Source organism: Virgifigura deserti (genome assembly GCA_003576685.1).
In the GTDB taxonomy this organism is placed as follows: Bacteria; Pseudomonadota; Alphaproteobacteria; order Dongiales; family Dongiaceae; genus Virgifigura; species Virgifigura deserti.
Genome location: QOZR01000002.1, coordinates 433,440 through 450,819, shown reverse-complemented (window position 1 = coordinate 450,819; position 17,380 = coordinate 433,440). Strand labels below are relative to the sequence as shown.

The following is a 17,380-nucleotide window of genomic DNA, read 5'->3' as shown; positions in this document are numbered from 1 at the left end:
CCATGATCGAGTCTGGATCTTCAGCGACTCGTAACCGTTTGCTCCTGGCGGCTCCGAGACGAGCCACGCTGGCGGCGAAAAAAGGTCCAGGACAGCGGGCCCGCCTTGATGCAGTTGATTGCTCCCGTGCGACGAAATCCGGCGCGCTCGCGCACGATGATGTTCGAGCGATTGTAAGGCGCAATCAGCGAAACTGCCTGTCGAAAACCGGCGGCCTTGAAATCCAGCAGGATTGTCGAAACAATTCTCGGTTGAATGTGCTGTCCACGATAGTCAGAAAGGGTAAAGGCATCGAAGATGTACATCTCTCCCTGATCGAGAGAGATATGCTGACCCAGCGCCTCGACCCAGGCGCTGCGCTCCGCGACCCAGGCGGTAGATGCGAGCTGCCCATCATGCCGCGCGGCGTAGCAGCAATGCCCCTCTTCTAGTCTGGACAGAAACTGCAGTGGCGTTGCGCCGCGCCGAAATGCGATATACTCGTCGACATGCTCTGCTGTAAGGCGACCGATCTCGACGGGGATTCGCGCCGATGCGAGCTCGATGGGCGCATCCAAGGCGCGCTGGTAGCGGCCGACGGTGCGATAGCCAATAAGCGCAAGTGTTCGGTAAACGAGGCCGCGCGTCCCCTCCCGTTGCCCGATTTCGCGAATGCGCCGGAGTGCCCATCCCCAACGTTCCCCCGCTATCCGGTTAGGCCTGTTCTGCATGACTTGGTTCGCTCTCGAACAAGAGGAAGGCGATCGCGAAACCGTCCGCGACGGTAATTCGCGCTCAACTCAACCTAAAATTCTAATACAAAATTTCGTGGAGCGCTTGTATATCGGCTTAACTCTGAACCATTTCCGGCTCAGTCGAGCGATATCTTCGCAATTGACCAGTTCAAGCGCTGGCTGAGCCTTCTTCCGGCTTAGCCGCGGTCTCGCCGTTCCGCGGCAGCTTCGACACGAAGACCTTGAACTTGGTGCCGTGGGTCTCGATCGCCGGAACGGGGCGCAGCTCGAGTGCGATCGGCTCGGCGAAGAAGGTGCGGAGCCGTGCTTCCAGCGCCGTGAAGTCCTCCGACGTCGCGCCCTCCTGCACGACCAGCTCGATCAGGAACCGCCCGAAATCCACCTGGGTGATGCGGTATCGGCGCAGCTTCTTGAACTCCCGGAGAAAATACAGCACGCCATAGGGCGAGAGCACGCGGCCGCTCGGCATCCGGATCAGGTCGTAGGTGCGACCGATGGGCGGGGCGATCAGGGGAAAGCTCCGGCCGCAGGAACAAGGCTTGTCCAGATACTGGCAGAGATCGCCCAGGCGATAGCGGATGAAGGGCATCGTCCGCGTGTTCAGCGTCGTGATGACAGCCTCGCCGATTGCCGGGTTTCCGTCGATCGGGCCGGTGGCGAGTGGCTCGACTTCCAAGATGACGTTGTCGGCGCAGACATGCAGCCCTTGATGCGCCGGACATTCCCAGGCGATGCGGCCGCTCTCCATGCATCCGTAGAAGTTGAAATGTTTGAGATCCAAGCCGAGATCGTCACCGCCGTCCTTCGGGGATGGCTGGAACATCTCCGCCGAGGTCACGAGCGCGCGCGGCTGGCAGAGTGTCGACAGCGGACCGTCGATGGATTCGAGGAGCGCCCGCAGCGCTGCCGGATAGGCCCAAAGAATGGTCGGCTTCAGGGCCTTCAGCCGGCGAATCTGCTCTTCTATCGGCAGAATGGGCGCGATCCGCTCGGTGCGAAACAGGCCGAGGCGCTGATGCGGGCTCTTCTTGATCGGCGGGTTGGGACCCAGCACTACCAGGCGATCCCATGGCCGGAAGCCGATCTCCACCAGATCCCGGAACTCGATCAGCCCGCGCGCCTTCAGCTCGTCCGGCGCGAGATAGAAGGTGAAGGGCGTGCCCGTCGTGCCGCTGGTGCGGATCGCCGTGAGCGAGTCCGGATCCGACCCCTGCGCGAGGACGGCCTCCAGGCCCGCCCTGCGAAGGTCGTCCTTGTTGCTGGTCGGTATGTGCCGAAGGTCGGCCAGGCTGCGAATGTCCTTCGGCGAGATGCCCGCCGAGCGGAACAGCGACCGGTAATAGGGAACCGACTCATAGGCATGCGCGAACAGGGCGCGTAGCTTGCGGAGCTGAAACGCCTCCAGCTCTCGCGGCGCGAGCTTCGGGTTCTTGCGAATGTCGTTGAACTGACGAAGCTTGCCGATCATCGCGGTGCTCCAGCGCTGCAATGTGATACGACCGGGCGGAACTTTCCGCTCGCCGAGCTTTCCAACCTCTCGCAGAACGACGTATCGATTCGCACGGATCCCAAAAGTTCGCGAAGATCCGCGGCCACCGCGGAGCCGATCCGGTCATAGGCTTCGCGGTCGGTCGTGACGAGCTTCAGCGCGAACCGCGCCGGCTCGTGCTGCACAAGCTGATATCGGACGATCTCGGGCCGGTCCTTGAAGACATTCCAGACGAGGCGCGGATCCACGATGCGACCGTCGGCGAGGATCAGCGCATCCTCGGCTCTGCCGAGCAATCCTGTCAGCACGGGCAGAGTCCGGCCACAGCCGCAAGGCGCGCCTGACATTACACCGACATCCCCCAGGCGATAGTTCAACAGCACCGTTCCGCGATTGACGAAGTTGGAGATGACGATCTCGCCCGGCTCTCCCGCGGGAACCCGCTGACCTTGGGCGCCGACGAGCTTCATATCGCAGAGGTCGCCGCGGATATGAAAGCCTTGGCCCTTCTCGCAGGTGAAGCCGATCTGGAAGGACTCGACGGCACGGTATCTTGAATAGACTGGGATACCGAACTGCTCCTCGATCAGACGCTTCCCCGGCTCGGTCATCATGTCGGCGCCGTACATGACGAGCTTCGGCGGATGAAGGGTGATCTGCCGCGCATGGGCCATGCGGAACAGGCTTTCCAGATAGGAGCCATATCCGATGAGAAGGTCGGGCCGGAACGCGTTGAGCGCCGCGACGACCTTGTCGAGAGGGTCGGTGACGCTGAGGACGAGATGCTCGGCGGGCGGCGGAACGAAGGTGATCCGGCGATAGACGTCCCAGATCTGCAGGACGGAGGATCCCGGATAATAGATCGAGATCTGGCGGACCGGGCGTCCCCGGCCGAAGAACCGGCGAACGACCTCCTTCTCCGGCTCGCAGAAGGCGAGGTTGGCCGCGACCGACATGGGATCGTGATAGGCCGTCAGGGGAGAACGGGTGGAGCCGCTGGTTTCGAACGGGATGGCGCGGCGACCGCTGCGTGATTGCGACCGAAAATGCTCCGGATCGGCGCGGACCCAGGCCTTTTCCAGCAAGGGCAGCCGGTCGAGGTCATCGGCGCCGCGGATGTCGCGCGGATCGATCCCCTGCTGTCGAAAGAGCTGCCGATAATAGGGCACGGTCGCCGCCGCATAGCGCACGATCCTGCGGACCCGCGCATCACGCTTCTTCTGGAGTCGCTCCGGCGCGAGATAGGGGATACCGCGCTGGCCGGGCAGATGGGCAAGGACTGTTCCGGTTCCCGCGAGCCGGGTGAAGAACGCGTCGAGCATGGCGGTCAAGGCCGGGGCCTTCGGGTGGCACCGTCATCCGCCTCGTCACGCCTGCCGCGGAAGAAATCCCGGCGGAACGGGCCGAGCCGCACCTGGCCCAGATAGCCGAGCCGACGGAATCCGGCCCGCTCGCAGACGGTGATTTTCGGGCGGTTGTGGAGTCCGATCAGGGAGAAGGCGCGGACGAAGCCTCCGGCCTGATAACGCGACAGGATCGCCGCGATCAGGAGCGGCTGAAGATGCGCTCCCCGGTTCGCCGGATCCGTATAGGCGTTGTAGAGATAGATCTCGCCCTCGCCGAAGAACAGTGTCCGGGAGAAGAACTCGACGCGGACGCTGTCCACGGCGACCCAGACGACGGAGGCCGGTCTGTCCTCGACGAAGGCGACGAAGCATCGGTGCCCGGCCTCGAGACGCGAGAGAAATACCGTCTCGGTGAGCTCGGGCCGGAACGCGACATAGGCTTCGGCATCGGATGCCGTCAGTTCGCCGACCCGCGCCGGCCGGCGCGCCTCGACAGGCCGCACCGGCGCATCGAGGGGTCGCACGAACCATCCGGCGCTCCGATAGCCCGAATGCATCAAGGCCCGAAAGGTCAGGCCGTGCACGCCCTGCCACTGCAGCGTCTCGCGGATTCGGAACAGCTTGTGGCGCAGGACTAGGGGCGCCTCGCCGAGCTTCGCGCTCATCCGGCGCCTCTCGCTGCCGGGCTTTGGCGGTCCGCCGCCTTGCTCACGCCGGTGCAGCGGAGGAATGTCGCCTCGTATTGGACCGTGACACGCGCGGAGGCGAAGCGATCGATACGATCCTGCCCCAGCCGACCGAGCGTCTTGATTTCCGTCTCGTCACCGACAAGACGCTCCAGGGTGGTGCGTAGCGCCTCGACGTTCCGAGGCTCGACCTTGATGCCGGCATCGCCGACGACCTCGGCGCAGCCGGGCGCCGTGCTGGTCACCACGGCGCATCCGGCGGCCATCGCCTCGAGCAGCACCATGGGGAAGTTCTCCTGCAAGGACGGAAAAACGAAGATCTTCGCCGTTCGGTAGAGCGCGGCCAGATCCTGCCGGGGAATGAATCCCAGGAAGGTGGCACGTGCGCCCGTCTCGGCGGCAAGGGCCTTCAGCATCGGCAGGCTCGGGCCGTCGCCGGCCACGACGAGTTCCCAATCCGTCTTCAGTTGCGCGAAGGCGCGAATCAGATCTTGAACGCCCTTGCGCTCGACCATCCGTGTCGCCACGAGAATCCGATTCCGCCGCGAAACATCCGCGGTCTTTGGTGGATCGTAAGGGTTGGGAATCACCTCGACCGGGACATCGATCTGGCGCTGGATCAGCTCCGCAAGGAAATGCGACGGGGTGGTGACGCCGCTGCTGCCCGCGATGACCCGCCTCCAGACCGGCTTGATGAGCCGGTGCATCAGGTCGAAGCGGTCGGGATTGTAGCCGGGGACGTCCGAGCCGTGCGCGGTGAGGATGTAGGGCAGGCGGCGGCGCTTCCATAGCAGGTAGGACACCAGGCCGGACGGCACCACGAAATGGCAGTGGTTCACGTCATAGGCCTTCCGCTCCATCAGCTCGAGGGCCTTCCGATAGGACGGCAGGATCTGCGTCAGGAGTTCGGGAGCCGTGCTGTAATGCCGGTGCAGGCGGATGCAGCGAACCCGATGAATGCCGACTCCGTTCCGCTCCTCGAAGGGCGGAAGGTCCTTCATCCCGGAGGTGACGACATCCACCTCGTGACCGGCCTTCACGAAGGCTTCCGCCGTGCCCTGGCAGACCGTGGCGCCGCCGCCGCCGACCGGCGGGTACTCGTAGCAGACACTGAGAATTTTCATCGGGTCGCTCCGGGCGGCAGCCTGGACTCCACGACCCGGAACTTGCGGCCGGGCGGCGGGTCCAGGCTCCGTTCCTGACGCACCGATATGCGCGCATCTGTCCCGATGATGTCGTGCATGACCCGGCGTGCGGCCTCGGCCGTCTCGCTTCCGTTGCCCGACCGGCCCTCATGCAGGATCGTGAAGACGTCGAGCGACTCCTGAATGACCTGATAGCGGCCGATGCCGGGAATCTTTTCGAGAGCAAGCGTCAGACGGTACGGCGAAAGGGTGAGGCCGTCGCGTAGCCGGATACAGTCCACAATCCTTCCTTCGATCCGCTGGAGGCGCGTCAGACTGCGTCCGCAGGCGCACTGCTCGGATGGTCCGGGAACGCCGATATCACCGGTCTGAAAGCGGATCAGCGGCATTCCCCGCAGTTCCAGATTCGTCATGACGAGGCGGAGGGCTCCGTCAGGACCCGTCGGAATGAACTCCGTGACGGTCGTGTCCTCCGCGAGATGATAACCGTCATGCTGCCCGCACTCCCAGGCTACCAGCCCCATCTCGGTCAGGCCGAAAATATCGTAGACCTCGGCGCCGAACGCCTCCATGAACAGCCGGCGCGTTTCGTCATCGAGGGCCTCGGCCGTCGAGACGACCGCTTTCGGCCGATGCGCGGCGGCGCCCATCTCTCGGATGTACGACGCCAGCTGCCGCAGCGGCGTGACGCAGCCATAGAGCACGCGCGGCCGGCACCGGTTCAGCGCGTCGAGCAGCCGCTCCGGCGGCTCGAGAAGGGACACGTAATGCAGTCCCGACCGCGATGTCTTGCCCTGCGTGCTCGTGACCAGCATCAGCCTGTCGCCGAACCGATAGCCGGCCGTGGTCAGCGCTCGCAGGAACAGGGCATCGCGAATCCGGACGAAGCGCCGGTCGAAACGGGTCGTGAAGGGCTGCCCGGTGGAGCCGCTGGTGGTTTCCGTGATCAGCTTGTCTGGGCGGACGGCGGTGCTCACCGTTGCCTCCGGTCCTGCTGCCAAGAGGGCCGACTTCGTGGTGATGGGGATTTGCGCCAGATCCTCGGCCGTGCGGATTGCGTCCGGAGGAATCCCGGCCTCGTCGAACAGCTGTCGGTAGTAGGGCACGCTCTGATAGGCGTGCCGTATCAACCTTCGCAGCTTGGCGTCCTGAATCCGCCGCAGCGCCTTTCGGTCGAGCCACTGGTTACGCCGAAGCTCGTTGTAGGTGGCCAAAGTCTGAAGAAGCGTCACGGTGAACTCACGAATCTCGCTTGAAGAGAGCGCTGTTGAAGCGCCTTATATCTTGCTGGAGCGCATCGATCCGCTCTCCCAGGCGCGGCCCTTCTTTGATGGCGGCGGCAAGCAGTCCGGCCAGCTCGTCCACTTGGCCGAGTTGCAGGAACGTTGCGATGTCGAGGACCCGGTCCTCGAGTCCGAGCAGCGTGAAGAAGCCGTGGAACTTCGGATTATAGGCGAGGCCGACGACCGGCGTTCCCGCGGCCGCCGCGAAGATCGTCGGATGCATGCGGCCACCCAGCAGAACGCTCAACTCCCCGGCCACTCCCTTATAGAGGGTAGGGTCGTCGATGCGCAGCACCCGGCCCGTGGCGGACGTCATCTTGGCGAGGACCGCCTGGCAGATCCGATCATCCCCCTCATGCGCGAGGGTGTAGGTCGGTAGGAACAGGATTTCGGCCTGCTGCTGCTCGGCGATCCGGTCGAGAACTTGGGCGAGCAGGGTCGTCAGCCGCTGCGCCTCCGGCTCATCGGTTACGCTGCGGCGGCGAAACCTGGCGGAAATCCGGTTGGGCACGATCCGCCGGCGTGGCGGAAACCAGCGCCGAAGCGCGACCCCGATCAGCGGACGCCCATCGAGCGTGACGCCTTGGTCGCGCAACCATTGCCGGGCGATTTCCGGCTCCACCGGACGGAGGAGCAAGGCCGGATCGGGGACCAACTCGACAGGCCGTCCCGTCAACTGCCGTGTTATGCGCAGCGCCTTCGGATCGCGCACCGCGACCCGCTCCATGCAGGCGAACGCCAACCGTGCGAACCAGCGGCTGCTCGCCGCGTCGAGTGGCCCGACACCCAATGAATAGCCGATGATCCGCCGGTTCAGCAGGCGCATCAGCGCCACCCGCAGACCCCAGTAGGGCATCTTGATCAGGCTGTCATCGTCCTGAAACAGGCCGCCGCCGCCGCACAGAATCAGATCGCTCCGGGCGGCGGCCGCGCAGAGCTGAAAGAAGCCGCGCGGGCCCAGCGGAATGGCGTCGGCCCCGTAGGCGCGGTGAGCCCGTTTCCGAGACGCGGAAATCACGGTGAATGCGGCGCCGGGATGCGCGGCCCGGATCTCCGCGCAGGTCGCTTGTAGAATGGCGCGGTCCCCGAGATTGTGATCCGTGTCGCCCGCGAGGATCAGGACATGACGCCGCTGTGCCGATGCCGGAGGGTCCGATTGAGCGGAGTCATGCGCCTCTGCGGGCAGAAAGGCGCCCAGAGTTCCCAGTTCGCCGGTCTGATCCGGTCGAGCGTTGCGGTTGATCAAGTCCTGCGCGCCGTTCAAAGCGTTACCCGTAGTCCCGCGAGGAGAACTCCGCTAGGCCAGCCTGAGTTCCTGAAAAAGATGATCCGCTCGTCACCCCTGCCGCCGGACCGATGCGAATCGTCGACGCGATCCAGGCCTGCGGCACCCCCACCGGCTGAACCGCCGGGCGAATTAATCCCTAAGTCCAACGGCTCCGATTGTAGGAATGATGTGTCGTTCATAAGTTAGGCATAATCAAGGTCTTGTTAATTTGGGAGGAGTGGAGATGGCGATTCGATCGGCGGAGGCGGAATGGAAAGGGAACCTGCGCGAGGGTGCGGGGCGAATGCGGCTTGGCAGCGGCGCCTTCGAGGGCGCCTATTCCTTTCCCTCGAGGTTCCAGGACGGGCAGGGGACCAATCCGGAGGAACTGATCGGCGCGGCCCATGCCGGCTGCTTCTCGATGGCGCTGGCCGCGGGGCTGTCCAAGGCCGGGCACGCGCCCACGCGGATTCATACGACGGCGCAGGTCCATCTCGAGAAGGTCGGTGAAGGGTTCGAGATCAGTCGAATCGAACTCGAGACGGAAGCTGAGGTGCCCGGCATTGATGACGCGGCCTTCCAGAAGGAAGCCGAGGCGGCGAAGGCGAATTGCCCGGTCTCGAAAGCGCTCGCCGGCCCTAAGATCGGCCTCAAGGCAGTCTTGCGGTAGATCCGACAGACCTTTAGTTTCGCTGCGGAATCCAGGGGAGTGAGAGTCATGCCGCATCCGGCGATCATCGCCGTTGCCATCACCGGAAGCCAGCCGACCAAGGACAAGACTCCGGCGGTTCCGATCACGACAGCCGAACAGATCGAGAGCACCCAAGAGGCGTTCGAGGCGGGCGCATCCCTGGTGCATATCCATGTTCGCGACGACCACGGGCACCCATCCTCCGATCCGGAGCGCTATGCCGCGGTCCAGGAGGGCGTGCGAAAGCATTGTCCCGGAATGATCGTCCAGTTCTCCACCGGCGGCCGCGGGCGAACCCCCGCAGAGCGCGGTCTCTGCCTCGATCACCGCCCGGACATGGCGTCGCTCGCCACCGGTTCCGTGAACTTCGCCACGATGATCTACGAGAATCCGCCGGACCTGATCGATGCCTTGGCCGGAAGCATGCTGGATCGGGACATCAAGCCGGAGATCGAGATCTTCGACCTGGCAATGCTCTACAACGCGCGGGATCTGGTGGAGCGCGGGCTGGTCCGGCCCCCGCTCCATGTCCAGTTCGTGATGGGTATTCCGAACGCGCTGCCGGCCCGCGAGCAGGTCCTCGATTTCCTGATATCGGAACTCGAGGACCAGCTACCCGGGGCGACCTGGACGGCCGCCGCGACCGGCCGGAGCCAACTCGTCGCCAATCGCTGGGCGCTCGCCCGCGGCGGTCATGTCCGCACCGGGCTTGAGGACAACATCTACTTCGAGCGGGGCCGGCTGGCCCAGAGCAACGCCGAGCTGGTGGCGCGAGTCGCCGCGCTCTGCGGCGAGTACGACCGCCGCCCCGCGACCCCGGCGGAGGCGCGGAGCCTTCTCGGCCTGCAACCTGTCCAATCCGTCCCCGGCCAACCCGTTGTTTCCGACGACACGCGCCGCGCCGGTTGAGCGCCGCGCTTTCGACAGCGTTCGGAGCAGATCGTCGAAGAAGGCGATGGTGCGCTTCAGGCCTTCCTCCAGCGGAACGGTCGGCTGCCAGCCGAGCTCTCTCCGGGCAAGCTTGATGTCGGGCCGCCGCTGACGCGGGTCGTCGGCCGGCAATGCCCGATATTCCAGCCGCGAACGCGAGCCGGTCAGTTCGATCACCTTCTCCGCAAGCTCCGCTATCGTGAAGGTGACCGGATTGCCGAGATTGACTGGTCCGGTCAACGCATCCGGCGCCTCCATCAGACGAATGAAACCCTCAATCAAATCGTCGACATAGCAGAAGGCGCGTGTCTGGCTACCGTCGCCGAAAATGGTGATCGGTTCGCCCTTCAGGGCCTGGACGATGAAGTTCGAAACGACCCGTCCGTCATTGGGGTGCATGCGCGGCCCATATGTGTTGAAGATCCGGGCGACGCGAATGCGCAGACGGTGCTGGCGATGGTAATCGAAGAACAGCGTTTCCGCGCAGCGCTTACCCTCGTCGTAGCAGGCGCGGAGCCCGATCGGATTGACGTTGCCGCGATAGCTCTCCGCCTGCAGATCGATCTGCGGGTCGCCATAGACTTCGCTGGTCGATGCCTGAAAAATCTTCGCATTCAGACGTTTCGCCAAGCCCAGCATGTTGATGGCGCCGTGCACGCTTGTCTTGGTCGTCTGCACCGGGTCATGCTGATAGTGAATCGGCGAGGCCGGGCAGGCGAGATTGTAGATCTCGTCGACCTCGACATAGAGCGGAAAGGTGACGTCGTGCCGCAGCAGCTCGAACTGCGGATGTCCGACGAGATGCGAAATATTGTCCTTCGTTCCCGTGAAGAAATTGTCGGCGCACAGGACATCGCATCCCTCGGCGATGAGGCGCTCGCAGAGATGCGATCCGAGAAACCCGGCGCCGCCGGTCACCAAGACGCGCTTTCGCAACATCATCTTGAAGAGCCCTCTTGCCGATGACGAGAGACAGCGTCGCCGCGCCGAAGCAGGCGAAACGACATTTCTTCGGCCGAATAACGCGGTCGTCGACGCCTGAAATGCTTGCGCCCACCCAACGCGCCGAAATGTAAGCGCTTCTTTTCAACGCATTCGAAGTAATCAACACCAATTCACGCCAGACGTTCCAGAACGCCTCCCGGATTTCTGCCACCGGTCCGAGCGATACTCGGCACGGTTACCTGCCTACGCCATCCGGACGTCGTGTTGATTGGGCCATTGATATCAAGGGGGCGACGTGCACCGGTCAGGCGATGTCCGCCACACATCTAACCCGCGATGGCGATGATCTCGGGACTTGTGGGGCTTACGGCCGACCGGTCCCAATCGCCATACCAGGTGACGTCCGTAAAGCCGGCGTCTGCGAGAAATGCGGCGAGCTCGTCCTGGTTCATGAAGCGAAGCGTGGTGGGCGCGACCAAGATATCATCCTCGGCAAAGCGGAAATGGGTCTCGAAGGTCACGAACGGGCCGGCTACCGACGTGATGTCGTAGTGAACCTCCACCGTACCGACACCCGCGACCTCAACCCGTTCGTGGGTTTCCTCCGGCGTCCATCCGCTCCATTCCTGCACCGCGGGGTTACGGGTTTCGAAGGCGACCCGGCCACCGGGCGCGAGATGCTGGTGGAGGGTGCGCAGGGCCGCGCGGACATCCTGATCGTCCAGAAAGACCTGAAACACATGCCCGGTCATGATGATGAGGTCGAAGCGCGTGTCGACGGATAGATCGGCGGCCTTCGTCTCGATCCATGTCACCTTCTCGCCGCCCGATCGGCTGCGCGCGATATCGAGCATCGCCGCCGCCGGATCGGCGCCGGTCACCTGATGTCCGCGCGCGGCGAGTTCGCAGGCGAGCCGTCCCGTGCCGCACCCCATGTCGAGGACGGTCTTGGGCGTTTCGCCGGCGAGGTCGAGATAGAAGAGGATATCGTCGTCGGACGGGTTCAGCGGGTCGTAAACCGCGGCCAAGCGCGGATCCGAATAGCTCGCACAGGGCATCTCGGTTTCTCCGTCCCAGGCTCTAAAGAATCTTTCCTTCGAAGGGGTGCCGGCCCTGGCGATCCTCGATCTCGATCACCCAAAGGTCCGGATCGCGGTCCACTGCGCGGGCGATATAGGCATCGGCCTCCGCTTCAGGGACCAGCGCACCCTTCAGGGCGGGGAGCCAGCCGAACCGTCCGTCGAGATCGCGCGTCTGGGTCAGAACGCGGCAGCCCTCTTCGCGCTGATTGAGCTTGAGGAGCACGGTTCCGCGATTGCCTTCGCCCTTGTGCACCACGGTCGCGGGGATGCCTTCGACGGTGCAGCGGCGAAGATGCGCGCGAATCCACAGGTCCGTCGGCAGGCGGTCGTCATCCATTGGTGCCATCCATCGGCTTCATCAACCGAGCGCGGACAGCAGGATCGAACGGCGCGTCTGCAGGAACTCCTCGACCGCGGCGCAGAGGGCGTCCAGATGGGCATCGGTGACCGGCAGCGACAGGCTGATGAAGCCGCGGCGGGCGAGATATTGCCCCCTCTCGATCATGTCGAAGTGGAACAGCGCCAGGAGGTCCGCCCGGCGTGCAAGCCGTTGCGGGTCCTCGCTCCAGAAATCCGCGGGCGATCGGATGCGGTCGCGTCGGAAATGCAGGTTGAGCAGCGACCCGATCCCCGTCGCCTGCAGCGGCACGCCGTACCCCGCGGCGAGCCCGTTCAGCCGCTCGCGGAGCTGCTCTCCCCTACGGTTCAACTGCATCGCCGCGTCGGGCGTGAACAGCCGCGTCAAGCCGGTGAGCCCCGCCGCCATCGACAGCACGTTGTTGTTGAATGTCCCGGCATGCGGCAGCGCATCCGACCGCCGCGGATCGAACCGGTCCATCAGCTCGGCCCTGCCGCCGAAGGCGCCGAAGCTGAGCCCGCCGCCCAGATATTTGCCAAGCGTGGTCATGTCCGGCCGAATCCCGAGTGTTTGCTGAAGCCCGCCCGGCGACAGTCGCGACGTCATCACCTCGTCGAAGATAAGGACGATATCATGCTGGTCGCAGGAGTCGCGCAGGGCTTCCAGAAACTCGCGGTCCGCGGGCACGCATCCGCCGGAGCCGAGCATCGGCTCGACCAGAACCGCGGCCAGATCGCCGGCATGCTGGCGGATCAGCGCGGTCGCCGCGTCGATGTCGTTGTATCTTGCCTTGATCCAGGGGACCGGAAGATTGAGAGGCGAGCCGCCGCGGCCGAAATAAAGCACGCTGCCGTGATAGCCGCCGTCGAACACCATGACGGCGGACCGGCCGGTCGCCGCCCGGGCGGCCGACAGCGCCAGGACGTTCGCCTCCGTGCCGGAATTGCAGAAACGCACCCGGTCCAGCGACGGAAACCGCCTGCACAATTCCTGCGCCAGCGGCACCTCATAGCGGTTCGGTCCGCCGAGGACGAGGCCCTGGTCCAGCGCGTCGCGCACCGCATTCCGGATCGTCGGGTCGGAATGGCCGTACAGCCCGGCCGTATATTCGCCAAGAAAATCGGTATAAGCGTGGCCGTCTACATCCTGAAGCGTCGCCCCGTCGCCCCGCTCCCAGACGAGCGGGAAGGGTGTGTAGAACAGCACCGTACGCGTGTTGCCGCCGGGCATGGCGCGCAGGGCTTCGCCATGTTGCGCCATGCTTCCAGGATTTGCGGCCCTGTAGCGGGTCTCGGCCTCCTGAAGGGCGCCGCCCAGATCGGCATTGAGCCGATCGACATTCGCGATCAAGGTTGCGGCACTCGATCAGACGGTCGGCTTCGTCGTGCTGCTCCTCGGCTTTTTCGCCGCGGTCTTGCTCTTCGGTTCCGTTTTGGTCTTGGTCTTGGCGGTCGTCTTGGTTCTTGCCCGCTTGCCCTCGACGGCCGCCTTGCTCTCGCCCGCAGCAGCCGCTGCCTCGGCCGGGGTCGAGCCGGCTGGGGTCGAGGTTGCACCGGCCGGAGATGACGGCGACATACCCGGCGCCGGGTTCGACCGTTCCATGGACCGTTGCAGAATGCTCTGATCGGCCTGCGACTTCACCTCTTGCTCGGCGCGGCGCCAATGTTCGAGGTGCTTCCCGTGGGGGCGTCCTTCGCCTTCCCAGAGCTGGTATGCACGCTCTTTGATCTTCGCCTCGAGATTCGTACCCACCATCTGCGCGTTCCCCGTCGGAAATTCTTCCACTCAAATGATGTGTCTGGCACCGGCGGGTGTCAACCGGAGGCGACTCGTGCCGCATCGCTTCTGGAACAAACCAAATCCGGGGACGTTTTACCGACAGGGGTCTGCTCAGGGTCCGCGTCGCATGTTTTCGATCTCCAGCTCTCTTGCCGTGTTGCCGTCGGTATTGCTGGAGACGGCAGGCTTATGATCGCTCCAAGGCCCTGCAGAGCCGCGCCGTCGTAACGGGAGAGGATGAAAGTGTGACCGCAGCTTCAGGTCCCCGGATATATAATCTGTTTCCGCTTCTGGTGGGCTCCATCGCTGATTGGAAGAAGCAGCTGCCGCGAATCGCGCGCATGGGCTTCGACTGGGTCTACATCAATCCGTTTCACTATCCGGGCTTCTCCGGCAGCCTCTACGCGGTCAAGGATCACTATCGCCTGCATCCGATCTTCAAAGGCGCCTCGAGGAAGTCCGCCGATGCACTGTTGCAGGACTTCACCGCGGCCGCCGAGAAGCAGGGTCTGTCGGTGATGATGGATCTCGTGATCAATCACACGGCCAAGGATTCCGATCTCGTGGCCGAGCATCCGGACTGGTATGCGCGCGAGCCCGACGGCGCCGTCCGATCGCCTTCCGCGATCGATCCGGCCGATGCGACGAACGTCACTGTCTGGGGCGACCTTGCCGAGGTCGATTTCGCCGAGCGCCCGGAACTGGCCCAGATCGTCGCCTATTGGACGGATCTCGTCCGCCACTACGTCAAGCTGGGGTTTCACGGATACCGCTGCGACGCCGCCTACAAGGTGCCTGCCTCGGTCTGGATCGAGCTGATCCGTGCTGTGCGCGAGAGCCGGCCTGACGCGGTGTTCGCCGCCGAGACGCTCGGCTGCACCTTGGAACAGGTCGAGCAGCTTCGGCCGGCCGGTTTCGATTTCCTGTTCAACAGCTCCAAATGGTGGGATTTCCGGGGCGACTGGCTGCTTCGGCAATATAGCGCGTTCCGTCATATCGCGCCGTCGATCGCCTTTCCCGAAAGCCACGACACCGAGCGGCTGGCGGTCGAAGCGGCCGCCCAGGGCGTCGTCGCCCGCGATCAGCTCGAGGCGCTGTATCGGCAACGCTATCTCTTCGCCGCCGCGTTCTCGACCGGGGTGATGATGCCGATCGGCTATGAGTTCGGCTTCCGGCGCAAGCTGGACGTGGTCGGAACGCGCCCCGACGATTGGGAGGAGCCGCAGTTCGACCTCAGCGACTTCATTGCCGAGGTGAACCGGACGAAGGCGAGCATCCCCGTGCTGAACGAGGAGGGGCCGCAGGTGGCAGTGCATGCCGATCTGGGGCCGGCGGTCGCCCTGGTCCGGCGCGGCGAGAAGGCGGCCGGCTGGACGGCGACGCTGCTCAATCCGGACCCAAACAGCGGCCACGGCTTCGCCGTCAACCGCCTCGACGGAATGGTGGGCGGCGTCGTCGACGGAGAGGATCTCACGCCGGGACGGGCGAGGGGCGATCTGAGGGCCGACATGATCGTCGACCTGGCGCCGCTCGACGGGCGTCTCGTTCGCGGCCGGGAGCGGGATCAGGCGCAGATATCGCCTTCGGGACGTGCCGCGTCGGCCCGTTCCGCGCGCCGGGCCTCGGCGACGCTGCTGTCGCCGGACACGCTCCGCAGCATGCCGGTCGTCATTCAGAACGTCTGGCCGGAGATCGATCACGGCCGATATCCGGTGAAGCGCGAGGTCGGCGACAGACTCGAGGTCTGGGCCGACATCTTCAAGGAAGGGCACGACAAGATCGCCGCCGTCCTGAAGTTCCGCCGCAAGGACGAGCCCGATTGGCGGGAAACGCCGATGACGCTCGAGAATGCGGGCCTGGACCGCTGGCACGGCAGCGTCACTCTGACCGAGAACGCCCGCTATCTCTATACCGTCGAAGCCTGGATGGACGAATTCGAAAGCTGGCGGGACGGCGCGCAGAAGAAGACGGACGCCGGCCAGAGCATCGATCTCGAACTGCTGGAAGGGCGCCAGATTCTACAGCGCGCGTTGACTGTCGCGCGCGGCGAGGACCGGGGACGGCTCGACCGGACGCTACAGACGTTCGACCTGGCGCAGACGGAGGCGGAGCGTGCTCTGCTCCTCCTCTCGCCCGAAACCCGCGCGGTCATGGCGCGCTGCCCGGATCGGTCGAACGCGACGGAGTACGCGCCGGTGCTCGAAGTGACCGTCGATCGGGTCGCGGCGCGGTTCGCGGCCTGGTACGAGATGTTCCCGCGCTCGCAAGGGACGGAGCCGGGGAAGTCGGCGACCTTCGCGGACTGCGAGAGGCGGCTGCCCGAAATCCGCGAGATGGGCTTCGACGTCATCTATTTCGTGCCGATCCATCCGATCGGCCGCGCCCACCGCAAGGGGCCGAACAACACGCTCGGCGCCGGCCCGAACGATCCCGGCAGCCCCTATGCGATCGGGTCCGAGGAGGGCGGCCATACCGCCGTGCATCCGGAGCTCGGAACCCTGGAGGACTTCCAGCGGTTCGTTGCGGCGGCCGAGCGCCACGGCATGGAGGTGGCGCTGGACTTCGCGATTCAATGCTCGCCCGACCATCCGTGGCTCCGGGAGCACCCCGACTGGTTCCAGCTTCGGCCCGACGGGACCATCAAATATGCCGAGAACCCGCCGAAGAAATATCAGGACATCGTCAATGTAAACTTCTACGGCCCGCATCGCGACGCGCTGTGGCAGGAGCTGTTGGACGTGGTGCTGTTCTGGGTCGACCAGGGCGTGAAGACCTTCCGCGTCGACAATCCCCACACCAAGCCGGTGCCGTTCTGGGAATGGCTGATCCGCAACGTGCAGGAGCAGCATCCAGAGGTGATCTTCCTGTCGGAGGCCTTCACCCGGCCACCGATGCTGAAGATGCTCGCAAAGGTCGGGTTCACCCAGTCCTACACCTACTTCACCTGGCGGAACTTCAAGGACGAGCTGACGCAGTATCTGACCGAACTCACCCAGACCGAGGTGAAAGAGTATCTGCGTCCGAACTTCTTCGCCAACACGCCCGACATCCTGCCGACCTTCCTGCAGACCGGCGGGCGCCCGGCCTTCAAGATCCGGCTGGTGCTGGCGGCTACTCTTTCCAGCGTCTATGGGATCTACAACGGGTTCGAGCTGTGCGAGAACGCGGCGGTCCCGAACAGCGAGGAATATCTCAACTCCGAGAAGTACGACTACAAGGTCTGGGATTGGGACCGGCCGGGCAACATCAAGGACTATGTCGCGCGGGTCAATCGGATCCGGCGCGAGAACCCGGCGCTGCATGAGCTCGACAATCTGCGATTCTACCGCTCGGACAGCGAGCACGTCCTGTTCTACGGCAAGATGGCGCCGGACCGCGGCAACTTCATCCTGATCGCGGTCAATCTCGACCCGTTCGAACCGCAGGAGAGCGAGATCGAGCTTCCGCTCGGCGCGATGGGCATCCCGGATGACCGGAACCTCGAGGTCGAGGAGCTGCTGACCGGCGCGAAGCACCTCTGGTGTGGCGCGCGGCATCGGCTGCGGCTCGACCCCGAGGACAACCCCGCCGCCATCCTTCGGGTGGCTCCCTGGACCTACGTCGATTACCGCGAGCCGTGCTTCTAGCCCCCGCCCCGAGCCTAAG

At 64.6% G+C, this 17,380-nt stretch carries 14 protein-coding genes and 1 pseudogene; 3 read left to right on the top strand and 12 right to left on the bottom strand.

Annotation, left to right across the window (positions count from 1 at the left end):
• Positions 1–20: 20 nt before the first annotated feature.
• The 7 genes from DT069_RS05455 to DT069_RS05425 form a co-directional block, all read right to left on the bottom strand.
• Positions 21–710 carry a hypothetical protein gene (locus DT069_RS05455; protein WP_119459252.1) on the bottom strand — a complete coding sequence of 230 codons (690 nt, stop codon included), beginning with the start codon at positions 708–710 and terminating at the stop codon, positions 21–23.
• Between the two features lie 172 nt (positions 711–882).
• A complete protein-coding gene (locus tag DT069_RS05450) occupies positions 883–2,202 on the bottom strand; it encodes a phenylacetate--CoA ligase family protein (protein WP_119459251.1) in 1,320 nt (439 codons plus the stop codon).
• Positions 2,199–3,554 (bottom strand): phenylacetate--CoA ligase family protein, encoded by a 1,356-nt coding sequence (locus DT069_RS05445; protein ID WP_162912989.1) that lies wholly within the window; start codon positions 3,552–3,554, stop codon positions 2,199–2,201. The genes DT069_RS05450 and DT069_RS05445 overlap by 4 nt, the downstream gene beginning before the upstream one ends.
• Positions 3,551–4,234, bottom strand: a complete 684-nt coding sequence (locus DT069_RS05440; protein ID WP_119459249.1) for a GNAT family N-acetyltransferase — start codon at positions 4,232–4,234, stop codon at positions 3,551–3,553. Before DT069_RS05440 ends, DT069_RS05445 begins: the two co-directional genes overlap by 4 nt.
• A complete protein-coding gene (locus DT069_RS05435; RefSeq protein ID WP_119459248.1) occupies positions 4,231–5,379 on the bottom strand; it encodes a glycosyltransferase family 4 protein in 1,149 nt (382 codons plus the stop codon). The genes DT069_RS05440 and DT069_RS05435 overlap by 4 nt, the downstream gene beginning before the upstream one ends.
• On the bottom strand, positions 5,376–6,632 hold the full coding sequence (locus DT069_RS05430; protein ID WP_119459247.1) for a phenylacetate--CoA ligase family protein: 1,257 nt from the start codon (positions 6,630–6,632) through the stop codon (positions 5,376–5,378). The genes DT069_RS05435 and DT069_RS05430 overlap by 4 nt, the downstream gene beginning before the upstream one ends.
• 7 nt (positions 6,633–6,639) lie before the next feature.
• Positions 6,640–7,947: a polysaccharide pyruvyl transferase family protein gene (locus DT069_RS05425; RefSeq protein WP_119459246.1), complete on the bottom strand. Its 1,308-nt coding sequence runs from the start codon at positions 7,945–7,947 to the stop codon at positions 6,640–6,642.
• Positions 7,948–8,194: 247 nt separating this feature from the next.
• On the opposite strand from DT069_RS05425, the gene DT069_RS05420 reads away from it, so the two are divergent.
• Together DT069_RS05420 and DT069_RS05415 are read left to right on the top strand one after the other, a co-directional pair.
• Positions 8,195–8,620 carry an OsmC family protein gene (locus DT069_RS05420; RefSeq protein WP_119459245.1) on the top strand — a complete coding sequence of 142 codons (426 nt, stop codon included), beginning with the start codon at positions 8,195–8,197 and terminating at the stop codon, positions 8,618–8,620.
• A gap of 48 nt (positions 8,621–8,668) precedes the next feature.
• On the top strand, positions 8,669–9,550 hold the full coding sequence (locus DT069_RS05415; protein ID WP_119459244.1) for a 3-oxoadipate:acetyl-CoA acetyltransferase: 882 nt from the start codon (positions 8,669–8,671) through the stop codon (positions 9,548–9,550).
• Positions 9,551–9,586: 36 nt separating this feature from the next.
• On the opposite strand, the pseudogene DT069_RS05410 reads toward DT069_RS05415, so the two are convergent.
• The 5 genes and pseudogenes from DT069_RS05410 to DT069_RS05390 form a co-directional block, all read right to left on the bottom strand.
• A pseudogene (locus DT069_RS05410) lies at positions 9,587–10,513 on the bottom strand (UDP-glucuronic acid decarboxylase family protein); the annotation flags it as partial.
• A 329-nt stretch (positions 10,514–10,842) separates the two neighbouring features.
• A complete protein-coding gene (locus DT069_RS05405) occupies positions 10,843–11,574 on the bottom strand; it encodes a methyltransferase domain-containing protein (RefSeq protein WP_119459243.1) in 732 nt (243 codons plus the stop codon).
• A gap of 22 nt (positions 11,575–11,596) precedes the next feature.
• Positions 11,597–11,935, bottom strand: coding sequence for a DUF1491 family protein (locus DT069_RS05400; RefSeq protein WP_119459242.1), 339 nt, complete (start codon positions 11,933–11,935; stop codon positions 11,597–11,599).
• A 21-nt stretch (positions 11,936–11,956) separates the two neighbouring features.
• Positions 11,957–13,306, bottom strand: a complete 1,350-nt coding sequence (locus DT069_RS05395) for an aspartate aminotransferase family protein (protein ID WP_425450025.1) — start codon at positions 13,304–13,306, stop codon at positions 11,957–11,959.
• 15 nt (positions 13,307–13,321) lie between these two features.
• Positions 13,322–13,711 (bottom strand): DUF2934 domain-containing protein, encoded by a 390-nt coding sequence (locus DT069_RS05390; protein WP_119459241.1) that lies wholly within the window; start codon positions 13,709–13,711, stop codon positions 13,322–13,324.
• Between the two features lie 269 nt (positions 13,712–13,980).
• Here DT069_RS05390 and DT069_RS05385 point away from each other — a divergent pair, with 269 nt between their 5' ends.
• Positions 13,981–17,361, top strand: coding sequence for a maltotransferase domain-containing protein (locus tag DT069_RS05385; RefSeq protein ID WP_425450024.1), 3,381 nt, complete (start codon positions 13,981–13,983; stop codon positions 17,359–17,361).
• The last annotated feature ends 19 nt before the right edge of the window (positions 17,362–17,380 follow it).

Bases quoted from the DNA above. Each gene is read 5' to 3' on its own strand.
- DT069_RS05450 (WP_119459251.1), bottom strand. From the start codon at position 2,202: ATGATCGGCAAGCTTCGTCAGTTCAACGACATTCGCAAGAACCCGAAG.
- DT069_RS05440 (WP_119459249.1), bottom strand. From the start codon at position 4,234: ATGAGCGCGAAGCTCGGCGAGGCGCCCCTAGTCCTGCGCCACAAGCTG.
- DT069_RS05405 (WP_119459243.1), bottom strand. From the start codon at position 11,574: ATGCCCTGTGCGAGCTATTCGGATCCGCGCTTGGCCGCGGTTTACGAC.
- DT069_RS05435 (WP_119459248.1), bottom strand. From the start codon at position 5,379: ATGAAAATTCTCAGTGTCTGCTACGAGTACCCGCCGGTCGGCGGCGGC.
- DT069_RS05420 (WP_119459245.1), top strand. From the start codon at position 8,195: ATGGCGATTCGATCGGCGGAGGCGGAATGGAAAGGGAACCTGCGCGAG.
- DT069_RS05390 (WP_119459241.1), bottom strand. From the start codon at position 13,711: ATGGTGGGTACGAATCTCGAGGCGAAGATCAAAGAGCGTGCATACCAG.
- DT069_RS05455 (WP_119459252.1), bottom strand. From the start codon at position 710: ATGCAGAACAGGCCTAACCGGATAGCGGGGGAACGTTGGGGATGGGCA.
- DT069_RS05400 (WP_119459242.1), bottom strand. From the start codon at position 11,935: ATGGATGACGACCGCCTGCCGACGGACCTGTGGATTCGCGCGCATCTT.
- DT069_RS05415 (WP_119459244.1), top strand. From the start codon at position 8,669: ATGCCGCATCCGGCGATCATCGCCGTTGCCATCACCGGAAGCCAGCCG.